The organism is Vibrio hangzhouensis (assembly GCF_900107935.1).
Classification (GTDB): Bacteria; Pseudomonadota; Gammaproteobacteria; order Enterobacterales; family Vibrionaceae; genus Vibrio; species Vibrio hangzhouensis.
In genome coordinates this window covers 1-11,029 of sequence record NZ_FNVG01000037.1, presented here as the reverse complement: position 1 = coordinate 11,029, position 11,029 = coordinate 1, and the positions used below count along the sequence as shown (strand labels likewise).

At 48.0% G+C, this 11,029-nt stretch carries 10 protein-coding genes; 4 read left to right on the top strand and 6 right to left on the bottom strand.

Features of this window, described 5'->3' with window-relative positions:
• Positions 1-56: 56 nt before the first annotated feature.
• From C4S60_RS21740 to C4S60_RS21725, 4 genes are all read right to left on the bottom strand, one after another.
• Entirely contained in the window at positions 57-1,067 is a 1,011-nt protein-coding gene (locus tag C4S60_RS21740; protein ID WP_103882417.1) for a Fe(3+) ABC transporter substrate-binding protein, read from the bottom strand.
• Between the two features lie 134 nt (positions 1,068-1,201).
• Entirely contained in the window at positions 1,202-2,431 is a 1,230-nt protein-coding gene (locus tag C4S60_RS21735; RefSeq protein WP_103882416.1) for an ammonium transporter, read from the bottom strand.
• A gap of 18 nt (positions 2,432-2,449) precedes the next feature.
• A complete protein-coding gene (gene glnK, locus C4S60_RS21730) occupies positions 2,450-2,788 on the bottom strand; it encodes a P-II family nitrogen regulator (protein WP_103882414.1) in 339 nt (112 codons plus the stop codon).
• Between the two features lie 206 nt (positions 2,789-2,994).
• Positions 2,995-3,366, bottom strand: coding sequence for a YacL family protein (locus C4S60_RS21725; protein WP_103882412.1), 372 nt, complete (start codon positions 3,364-3,366; stop codon positions 2,995-2,997).
• Positions 3,367-3,458: 92 nt separating this feature from the next.
• On the opposite strand from C4S60_RS21725, the gene C4S60_RS21720 reads away from it, so the two are divergent.
• The 3 genes from C4S60_RS21720 to C4S60_RS21710 all read left to right on the top strand — a co-directional run bounded on the left by C4S60_RS21720 (position 3,459) and on the right by C4S60_RS21710 (position 7,188).
• Positions 3,459-4,601: a sugar diacid recognition domain-containing protein gene (locus C4S60_RS21720; RefSeq protein WP_103882410.1), complete on the top strand. Its 1,143-nt coding sequence runs from the start codon at positions 3,459-3,461 to the stop codon at positions 4,599-4,601.
• A 172-nt stretch (positions 4,602-4,773) separates the two neighbouring features.
• Positions 4,774-6,039, top strand: a complete 1,266-nt coding sequence (locus C4S60_RS21715; protein ID WP_103882409.1) for a GntP family permease — start codon at positions 4,774-4,776, stop codon at positions 6,037-6,039.
• Between the two features lie 9 nt (positions 6,040-6,048).
• Positions 6,049-7,188 carry a glycerate kinase gene (locus tag C4S60_RS21710; protein WP_103882407.1) on the top strand — a complete coding sequence of 380 codons (1,140 nt, stop codon included), beginning with the start codon at positions 6,049-6,051 and terminating at the stop codon, positions 7,186-7,188.
• A 64-nt stretch (positions 7,189-7,252) separates the two neighbouring features.
• Here C4S60_RS21710 and C4S60_RS21705 read toward each other — a convergent pair whose 3' ends face one another.
• A complete protein-coding gene (locus C4S60_RS21705; RefSeq protein ID WP_103882405.1) occupies positions 7,253-8,392 on the bottom strand; it encodes an arginase family protein in 1,140 nt (379 codons plus the stop codon).
• Positions 8,393-8,506: 114 nt separating this feature from the next.
• Between C4S60_RS21705 and C4S60_RS21700 the strand changes: the two genes are divergently transcribed.
• Positions 8,507-9,559 (top strand): AraC family transcriptional regulator, encoded by a 1,053-nt coding sequence (locus C4S60_RS21700; protein ID WP_160111395.1) that lies wholly within the window; start codon positions 8,507-8,509, stop codon positions 9,557-9,559.
• Between the two features lie 24 nt (positions 9,560-9,583).
• Here the strand turns inward: C4S60_RS21700 and C4S60_RS21695 are convergent, their stop codons facing one another.
• On the bottom strand, positions 9,584-10,759 hold the full coding sequence (locus C4S60_RS21695; protein ID WP_103882401.1) for an Ldh family oxidoreductase: 1,176 nt from the start codon (positions 10,757-10,759) through the stop codon (positions 9,584-9,586).
• Positions 10,760-11,029: the final 270 nt, after the last annotated feature.

The window sequence follows — 11,029 nt, the reverse complement described above, 5'->3', positions numbered from 1 at the left end:
AGTCGGAAGTTCTTAACCAGAATAAATTAGGGGGTATTATACCCCCTTTTTATCCTTTATAGATCGAACTTAACTTCGTCTAACAATTTGATAGCAGCGCTGTGATTTGCGGCAATGTCATCCAATGAGACAGTGTCCGCTTTGAAATCACCCCATGATGCCACAAGTTCTGAACGCTTCACGCCTTCCTTAACCGGGTATTCATAGTTCACTTCTGCGTACATTTGCTGCGCTTTGTCGCCAGTCAAGAACTCCATCAGTTTCAGAGCATTTTCTTTGTTTGGCGAGTGTTTCGCCATTGCCATACCACTCACGTTTACGTGTGTACCCGTAGTGTTCTGGTTCGGGAAGTTAATGTACACCGCATCAGCCCAAACTTTCTGCTCTTTGTCATTAACCATTTTACCTAGGTAGTAGCTGTTACCCAGAGACACGTCACACAGACCTTCTTTGATGGCCTTAACTTGAGCGCGATCGTTGCCTTGTGGCTTACGTGCCAGGTTTGCTTTTACGCCTTCCAGCCACTCTTTCGTTGCTGCTTCACCATGGTGAGCAATCATTGAAGAAACCAGAGAAACATTGTACGGGTGCTTGCCGCTGCGCGTACAGATCTTGCCTTTAAACTCTTCGTTAGCAAGATCACTGTAATCGAAGTCATTACCAAGTTTGCCAACACGGTCGCGCGAAGAGTAAACACTGCGTGTACGCATAGTCAATGCCACCCATTCACTTTCCTTGTCTCTGAACTGAGCAGGGATATTGCTCTCAATCACTTTGCTGGATACTGGCTGCACCACCTCTTTGTCAGACAGTTCAACAAGACGAGCAAAATCACTGGTCAGAACCACGTCTGCCGGGCTGTACTCACCTTCTTGCTGAAGCTTCTCTGCCAAGCCTTTCTTAGCAAACTTCACGTTAACCTTAATACCGGTTTCTTTAGTGAACTCGTTGAACATAGGCTCAACAAGGAAAGGCTGGCGGTAAGAGTAAACGTTGACTTCTTCAGCGGCCATCGCTGGCGCTGCAAAGCTGGCTACAATAGCTGAAAGAGTTAGCAGTTTTTTCATCGTTCAAAATCCTTTAACATTAATGATAACGTTTATCAGTTGCGTTATTATATTCATGTTTATTTGATTAGCAATGATCGAGAACAAAAAAACCTGCCTATAAGACAGGTTTTTAATAAACAAATAACTATATGTTATTTCATGCTAACGAATTCTGGGTAAGCACCAACACCACAATCGTGCATGTCCATACCTTCTAGCTCTTCTTCTTCCGTTACACGGATACCGATTGTTGCCTTCAGTACCGCCCATACCGCTAGACTTGCTGCGAATACCCAACCAAAGATTACCGCTGCGCCCAGAAGCTGAGCACCAAACGTCGCGTCACCATTGCTTAGTGGCACAACCATCAGGCCGAAGAAACCACACACACCGTGAACTGAGATAGCACCTACTGGATCGTCAATCTTAAGCTTGTCCAGACCGATGATGCTGAAGACGACTAGCGCGCCACCTACTGCACCGATTGCCACTGAGTAAAGTGGTGATGGAGACAATGGGTCTGCTGTGATAGCAACCAGACCTGCTAGCGCACCGTTCAGAATCATCGTCAGGTCAGCTTTACCCCATGTTGTTTTACACACAAGCATTGCAGCAATGGCACCCGCTGCGGCAGCTGCGTTGGTGTTCAGGAAGATTTGACCTACCGCTGTTGCGTTCTCGAAGTCAGAAACCATTAGCTGAGAACCGCCGTTGAAACCGAACCAACCTAGCCATAGGATGAACGTACCCAGCGTAGCTAGAGGCATGTTCGAACCTGGGATTGGGTGGATCTCACCGTTCTTACCGTATTTGCCTTTACGTGCGCCCAGCAATAGTACGCCAGCCAGAGCGGCAGCAGCACCTGCCATGTGAACGATACCTGAACCCGCAAAGTCACTGAAACCTGCTTCGGATAGGAAACCGCCACCCCATGTCCAGTAACCTTCCATTGGATAGATAAAGGCCGTCAGTACAACAGAGAAGATGAGGAAAGCCCAAAGCTTCATACGCTCAGCAACCGCACCCGATACTACCGACATTGCTGTGGCTACGAACACTACCTGGAAGAAGAAATCCGACTCAAGAGAGTGGTCTGCGCCCTCACCTTGTGTACCAATCAGCGTACCAAAAGACGGTAGCCAACCCGCTGCAGCATTATCAACATACATGATGTTGTAACCTACAATCAGGTAACAGGTACACGCAATCGCGTACAGACAGAAGTTTTTAGTTAAGATTTCAGTGGTGTTTTTTGAGCGAACTAGGCCAGCCTCTAACATGGCAAAGCCTGCTGCCATCCACATTACGAGTGCGCCTGAAATAAGAAAGTAAAAAGTGTCTAGCGCATAACGCAGTTCGCTGACAGTTGTTGCTAATTCCATAATAAATTCTCCAATCCCTTAAAGTGCTTCAGCATCCATTTCGCCCGTACGAATACGTACTGCTTGGGCCAGGTCGTACACGAAAATTTTTCCGTCACCAATTTTGCCCGTTTGCGCAGCATTGGTGATCGCTTCGATAACTCGGTCGACGTTATCAGCGTGCGTTGCGATTTCAATTTTCACTTTCGGTAGAAAGTCCACTTGATACTCCGCGCCGCGGTAAAGTTCTGTATGTCCTTTCTGACGGCCAAATCCTTTGACCTCAGAAACTGTCATCCCCTCAATGCCAACATCTGCAAGTGCTTCTCTTACATCATCGAGCTTGAATGGTTTAATGATTGCGTTGATAAGTTTCATGGCATCCCCTTCGCCTTTATTCCTGATACGGTTACTAAGCAATCAAAGTACGTGCCAATTTTTTAAATTATTGATAATTAAGAATTTTGAGTTTTTATGTTATGAAAATGAAAATACCTTGCACTTTTATGGTGCAAGGTATTCACAAAAATAATGCGTTTATGGTTATTAGCACTAAGAAAGTGCAAAACTGGGGCAAACCACCCTCAACGATTATGAATGAAGCGTTCCCACTGTTCGATCACTGATTGAAAATCTTCTAATCCACTCTCGCTACAGCTCTCGCTTTCATACAATGAAAACTCTTCTTCTGCGTCCATTAACATGTCGAAAGCTAACGAGTTTTCATACACATACACTTCTGATTCCAGAATACTCATTGAAATTTCTTTGCCCTGCCACTTGTGCTCATTGGCGGGAAACTGTGCTGCTCGGGCAATCAAAGCCTTTATTTCCATGATGGTGCGGTCGTTGGTACTGACTTCTTCTTGTAGCAATCGGGCGATCACTTCTTGACCCATTTCGCACTTCACCAGATATTCGCCAGTAAAACTGTTTTTAATAAACTCGAATTCCATCACTTTTTCTCTTGGTTAACTCGACTTGATTATACCTCATATCGTCAGGCGATCAGGTATACTCGAATGACTTCCACTACAGAATATTTGTCATGCAGCTTAACTCTCTCATAGCTAAACAAATCGTCGACCGCGCCAAAAAGATCATCGAGTACTCGATCAATGTAATGGACGAGAACGGAGTGATCATTGGCTCCAGTGACCCTTCCCGTGTCCATCAGGTCCACGAAGGCGCGTTACTGGCCATCCGAGATAACCGAACCATCGAAATCAATGAGTCCGTTGCTTCCACCCTGTCCGGCGTTAAAAAAGGGATAAACCTGCCTATTCTTTACGGCGAACAGGTTATCGGTGTCGTGGGGATTTCCGGAGCACCCGAGCAGGTTCGCAGCTATGGAGAACTGGTAAAGATGACCGCAGAGCTCATCGTAGAGCAAGCGGCGTTGATGTCTCAGGTTCAGTGGAATAAAAGGCATCGAGAAGAATTGTTACTTCAGCTCATCGAAGGCTCCAGTCTCAACGACGGGCAGTTGCTGTCTATTGCACAAAGGCTGGACTTAGACCTTTCCCAGCCTCGGGTCGCCACAGTGCTCAAGGTCATTCCACATCCCGGAGAGCCGGTTACTCTGGAGCACCTTCAAAAACTGGTTCACCTTCTCGAGCATCCTGAGCGGGATAATATTGTCGGTATTGCTTCTGTCTCTATGAATGAGATTGTGGTGCTCAAGCCAGTCACGCTGGTCAATCACAACTGGAATCGCAAAGAGGAGCAAAAGCGCGTTGCCAAACTCCTCAAGCGTATCGACAACGAATGCGACTTCTCAATTCAGATGGCCATAGGGGATTATTTTCCCGGACTATTGGGGCTGGCCAAGTCGTACGAGACAGCAAAGGCCACCATAGAAACCTGCCGTTCCAATGATGATGCCATTATGTTTTATCAGGATCGCAAGTTATCCGTCCTGGTCAGCAGTATCAAACAGGACCCATGGCGTGCCAGTCAGTTAAAGGCCCCTATTGAAAAGTTAGTCGCCGCCGACAGCAAACAGGTACTTCTCAAGACACTGAGCACTTTTTTCGAACAAAATTGCGATCTGGCTCAAACTTGTGAAACCCTCCATATTCATCGTAACACTTTACGATATCGACTAGACAAAATAGAGCAAGTAACACGCTTAAATATCAATGATTTAGATAGCAAAGTTCAACTCTATCTAGCGTTAAAATGTTTGTAAAAAAAGCGTTAATTTGTGCATTTGCACAAATTAACCATAATCAGCAGCAATAAATTCGTCACTTCGCATAAAGCATATCTAGGCCCAAATGGCTAATCTTCCGCTCAATAAGGGTGAACACACCCAAACAATAACAAAGCAATAAAATTATAACTCGCGGAAAAACTAAACCATGATTGAAGTCTCTACTCTGGGCGCACTGTCGGCACTCGTTGTTGCCATTGCCCTTATCCTTAAAAAAGTACCACCAGCTTATGGCATGATCATCGGCGCTCTCGTCGGTGGTGTGGTGGGCGGTGTCTCATTAACTGACACAGTTACACTTATGATTGGGGGAGCACAAGGTATCGTTACCGCCGTGCTGCGTATTCTCGCAGCTGGTGTGCTTGCCGGTGTATTGATTGAGTCGGGCGCAGCCACCTCTATCGCTGAAACCATCGTTAAGAAAGTGGGTGAAACCCGTGCGCTACTCGCACTGGCTATCGCCACAATGATCCTTACTGCAGTTGGTGTATTCGTTGACGTGGCTGTGATTACGGTTTCACCGATTGCTCTTGCTATTGCTCGTCGTGCTGACATCTCTAAAACCGCAATTCTGCTCGCCATGGTCGGCGGCGGCAAAGCCGGTAACGTCATGTCCCCGAACCCAAACGCGATCGCTGCTGCTGATGCGTTCAATGTGCCACTGACCTCGGTGATGGCTGCGGGTGTGATCCCCGGATTGTGCGGGATGATCTTTGCGTACTTCATTGCGAAGAAGCTGGTCAACAAAGGTTCGAAAGTGGCGGAAAGCGAAGTGGTTGCTGTTGACCACTCCAGATTGCCTAAGTTTGCTGCAGCGATTGTGGCACCACTGGTTGCGATTGCCTTACTCGCACTGCGTCCTATCGCAGGTATTAACGTTGACCCGCTGATTGCCCTGCCACTGGGTGGTCTGATTGGTGCCGTCGTTATGGGCCGCTTTGCCGACACCAACCACTTCGCGGTTTCTGGACTATCCCGTATGGCACCAGTAGCGGTGATGCTTCTTGGTACCGGTACACTGGCAGGCATTATCGCCAACTCAGGCCTGAAAGATGGCCTGATTGATGTACTGACGGCTTCTGGCCTTCCTTCTTATCTCCTGGCACCGATTTCTGGTGCGATGATGGCGCTGGCGACGGCTTCAACCACTGCCGGTACGGCGGTTGCGTCTAGCGTATTTAGTTCAACCATTCTTGAACTTGGCGTTCCGGCTCTAGCAGGGGCAGCCATGATTCACTCAGGTGCTACTGTTCTGGATCACATGCCACACGGTAGCTTTTTCCACGCCACTGGTGGCGCTGTGCATATGGATATTCGCGAGCGTCTCAAACTCATTCCTTACGAGTCAGCTGTCGGTCTGGTGATCGCCTTCATCTCAGTAATGATCTTTGGTGTGTTCGGTCTATTTGTATAAGGTCCTACTATGAAAATTATAATCGCTCCAGATTCATACAAAGAAAGCTTAACGGCAATGGAAGTCGCCGAGGCAATTGAGGCAGGTTTTAAGAAAATCTTCTCTGATGCCGAATACATCAAACTACCAATGGCAGACGGCGGTGAGGGTACTGTGCAGTCATTAGTGGATGCTACTGACGGTAGTATCGTGACCTGTGACGTAACCGGTCCGTTGGGCCAACCCGTTGAAGGCTTCTTCGGTCTGATGGGAGATGATTCAACAGCGATCATCGAGATGGCTGCAGCATCAGGTCTGCACTTAGTCGAACCAGAGCAGCGCAACCCACTCATCACCACCACGTTTGGTACCGGTGAACTGGTTAAAGCAGCGCTGGATCGCGGCGTGAAGCATATTATCGTCGGTATTGGTGGCAGCGCGACCAATGATGGCGGTATCGGCATGGCACAAGCGTTGGGCGCAAGACTACTGGATTCAGAAGGTCGTGAACTTGGCTTTGGTGGCGGTGAACTCAGTAGGCTTGCCAGCATTGATCTGTCTGATTTAGATGCTCGCCTTGCCGACATCAAACTGGAAGTCGCGTGTGATGTGGATAACCCGCTGTGCGGTCCCAAAGGTGCCTCTCATGTGTTTGGCCCACAAAAAGGGGCAACTCCAGAGATGGTGGCAACGTTAGACGCTAACCTTGCTCATTACGCTGACATCATAAAGACGACTAATGGCCGTGACGTGGTAAACACCGCTGGTGCGGGTGCAGCAGGTGGTCTTGGTGCGGCACTGCTTGGGTTATTTGACGCATCATTGCGTCCGGGTATTCAGATTGTGATGGATGCGGTTTACCTGAGTGACGTCGTGAAAGACGCGGATCTGGTCATTACCGGAGAAGGTCGAATCGACAGCCAGACGATCCATGGTAAAACACCGATTGGTGTTGCTCGTACGGCTAAGCAATACGATATCCCGGTGATTGCCATTGCGGGCAGCACCGCCAAAGATTGCGCCGTGGTTCATGAGCACGGAATCGATGCTGCATACAGCGTAGTGCTTGGTGCCACCGATCTGCCCACAGCGCTAAAAGAAGCGGCGTTTAACGTTGAGATGACGTCTCGTAATATCGCTGCCGCATTGGCGATGAACTTCAGCAAATAATTTCCTTTTGCCGTAAACAAAATGCCCGCTCAGTTGAGCGGGCATTTCTTTATTCAAGCTGGGATTAGAATTCGATGTTACGACCGAAGTTCATTGGCCAGTTTGTTGGGTTCTTCTTACCCTCGCGGATATGACGACACTCTGCCAACCATGTTAGTAGCTCCCAACCGAATGCCGCTGTTAGCAGTGCATCTTTCTCATCAGAGTTCTTCTGAGGCGCAAATTCAGCAATATCCGCACCTACAAGGTTGATACGCTTAGTAGCGCGAAGCTTACGGAAAATGTCGTAATACATGCGCGCAGAGACACCGAATGGATCTGGGCTTGAGTTTGCACTGTGATCCAGAAGATCCAGGCCATCCAGGTCAAACGTTAGGTATACTGGACGACCATCGCCTTGCTTCTCAAGGATTTGCTCAACGATGTAGTCGATACCGAGATCGTAGATTTCGTCCGCCAGGAAGAAGTTACCGCCAATGGCTTTTGCCTTGCCTTGCTGTGATGCACACCAGCGACCACGCATACCAAGGCTGAAGCTGGTAGATGGGTCCATTGCACCTTCCGATGCTAGACGGCAGTACCAGTTGCCTGAGTATGACTCGTAGTCAAAGTCTTTACGAGTCAGTAGATCAAAGTGACCGTCGATGTGGATAAGCGATACTGGGCCGTGTACTTTCGCCAGTGCCGCAGGCCCCGGGTAAGCTACTGTGTGGTCACCACCGAAGAAGAATGGTGTGATACCGTGGTTTACCACCATGTCGTCTACCACTTCCTGCGCTGCACGCATTTCTTCATCCAGGTTGAAGTGGCCCAGACCATCCCAGTTTCCGTAGTCGATGATGTTACACAGTTCGAACGGCATTGTGCCATCCTGATGAATCATGCCCATACCCGTTTTTGATGCTTCACGGATAGCTGCAGGACCAAATTTATGACCACCCGCGTTTGGTGAGCACTTGTCCATTGTCAGGCCATACATAGCAATATCAACACCTTCAAAGCTGTTCACGTAAGGCGCGCCAAATGCACCTACGTGCTGCTTGCCTAGCAGGCTGAACGCTTCAACGCCTTGCTCTGCCATGCGAGCTTGCATCGGGGCAATGTCTTCGTTGATATAAAAATCTGCATCTGACTTATTCCAGTAGATGTCTTGGTATAGGTCGAGTTTCTCTTTAGAAATTTCTACACGTTTTGGCTTGAACATGATTCTGTCCTCTTTGCTTTAATTTGCTTTTAAGCGATGTATAGATTGTATCCAACTCACCCTGAACTTATAATTACATTTCCGGCCAATAGAGTGACATTTCAGGACAAGCGTATGAGCTCATTGCATCAGCAACAATTTCTTCAGGCCATTGTGGGCCACTGGGAATCTTTGCTCAGAGATCTTGCCAAGCAACCTTTAGCAATCGATCCGTTTCTCCAGCGGGCTAGAATCAAGCGCATCAGCTATGGTCACTATGAACCAATGACCACTCAACAAGTGTTAACACTGATGAAACTCTCTATGGAGCAACTCAATATCGACGGCATTGGCCTCAGGATCGCCAGTAAGCTGACCATTGAAGATACTGGTGCGCTCGGCTTTGCTATGCTCGGATGTAAGACCCTAAAACAGCTGCTTGAGACCATCATCCATATCCCCTGGATGACCAGTGACTATGTGAATATCCGCATCGCCTACGATAGAGAATACGCGTACATCACCGCAGAAGATCGGTCCGCATTCTGGACACCACAACCCTACACCATTGAAGACAGCATCGGTCACTACTATCTGGGAATAAAAAAGCTTCTGGGCGATCAGTTTGACCCGGACAGGGTTGCCGTATCACTCAGTTATCCCGCCCCGAGTTACAAACATTTGTATCATCAGTTTCTGGGTATCATGCCCAGCTTCAACGCGACAAGTAATCAAATCCGCCTGCCCATTGAATGGATTGATATGCCCGTCTCCGCCAACGAGTCTCTGGTTGCGAAAATTGCCGCCAAACACAGTGCTGACATGAATCAGGAACAACGTACGTCGCATACCAGCGATCAAATCCGCATGCGGCTCTACGCTCAACTGGCTTCTGGAGTCCCAACCATGGAGGAGATGGCCAAAGATCTCAGCTTTACCTCCCGAACGTTAAGACGCAGACTCAGTGAAGAGAACAAAACCTATAAGCAGTTGGTGCTGGACGTCAGAATGCAAATAGCGAGCGAATACCTGCTTAACACCTCGTTGTCCACCAGCGACATTGCCAACCTGCTTGATTATCACTCAGCCCCACCGTTCATTCGTGCCTTTAGCGCCTACTATCAGCTATCACCTTCAGAGTTCAGACTCAGAACGAAAAAAGCCCAGTCCGAGGGGGACTGGGCATAAAATCAAGTGCGTATGATTTTAAAATTACTTGCGGATAGTTTCAGCCGCGCGCTCAGCGCCAACTTTTGCTTCCCACTTCGCGTTGAGTTCTTCGATTGAAGTACCAGAACGTTTCAGGAAGTCTTTGAAACCGTCCCAGTGAGCGTCCATTACCTGGTGCTCATCTGTTGCAGTTGCTAGTGCTTTTAGACCCCACTCATCTGGGATGAATACTTCATTGAAGCCAGCGCGTGGACGGTTTTCTTTGATCGCTTTAACGAACATGTCAGACTTACGCTTCACTTCTTCGATTGGACCAAAGTGGCTTGGGTCGATAACCAGAATGTAAGAACCGCCTACTGGGCAAGGTGCGTCTTCCATAGTGAAGAAGTCACTTGGTACAGCTGGAAGCTCAGGAGCAATCTTACCTTTCGGGTTGATGATTGCCGTCATTACTTCGTTCCAGATGTTTAGCGAGTACAGACGTGGCGTTAGGAACGTCCATGGTGCTTTACAGTCAGCAACGCGGCCGTAACCTTCGATTAATGAGCCCCACTTACGAGCGTCAGCAGTCAGCTCACCAGTGTCTTGGTCAACTAGTGCAGCAACGTGTAGGTCACGGTCGTTTACGATAGCGTCACAGATGTGAGAGTCGTAACCTTCACCGATCATGATAGACGTTACCAGAGGAAGCTCTTCGCCACCAACCAGTGCTGCGTCAAACGGAGGGCAAGACATTGCTGGATCCATACCGCCGAATGGTGCGTTTAGAGGTACAGAGTTGTTTGAAGACATTGCGAACATGCCTTCTTTCATAGCCATCTGTGTGTAGTTTGAGAAGTTACCGCCATCACAGTGGTCGTAACCAAATACGATTGAGATACCGTGCTTACGTGCTTTCTCGATAGCGGTTTGCGCCATTAGCGTACAAACGTAGTGACCAGAAGACTTCTTACCGTTGTAAACAGCCCAAGTTTCACCTTCAGACTCGATTTCTGGAGTCGTAGTTGTGTCAAGGATGCCCGCTTCGTAAGGGATAGTTACCGCTTCGATAACACCCAGACCTTGGTGCAGTTTACCCTGTAGGCCACCTACAAGTAGGTTGTGCGCTAGGATGTCAGAGTGCTCTTGGCTTGCACCGATGTGCTTCCAAGACTCAGAAACGATAAATGAGAAGTACTCGTTATTAAACGTAGTAGTAGGGCTGGTCACTTTAGCCATGTTCTTGTCCTCTGTTAGAGTAGGATTACGTTTTATTGAAAACTGTCACTACTTTAGCCGATAGCCCGGATTTCAAAAGTAACATACTGGAAGTTGTTACCCATTCTGTTACCCATTTAAGTTATACAGCTCACAAAATTCAGACAAAAAAAAGCCGCTCGAATTCGAGCGGCTTCATTAAAGAGTTATTTTAAATCAAACGATTAAGCTTGACCTTTAACTTCTTTAAGACCGTTGTAAGGTGCTTTTTCACCTAGAGCTTCTTCGATA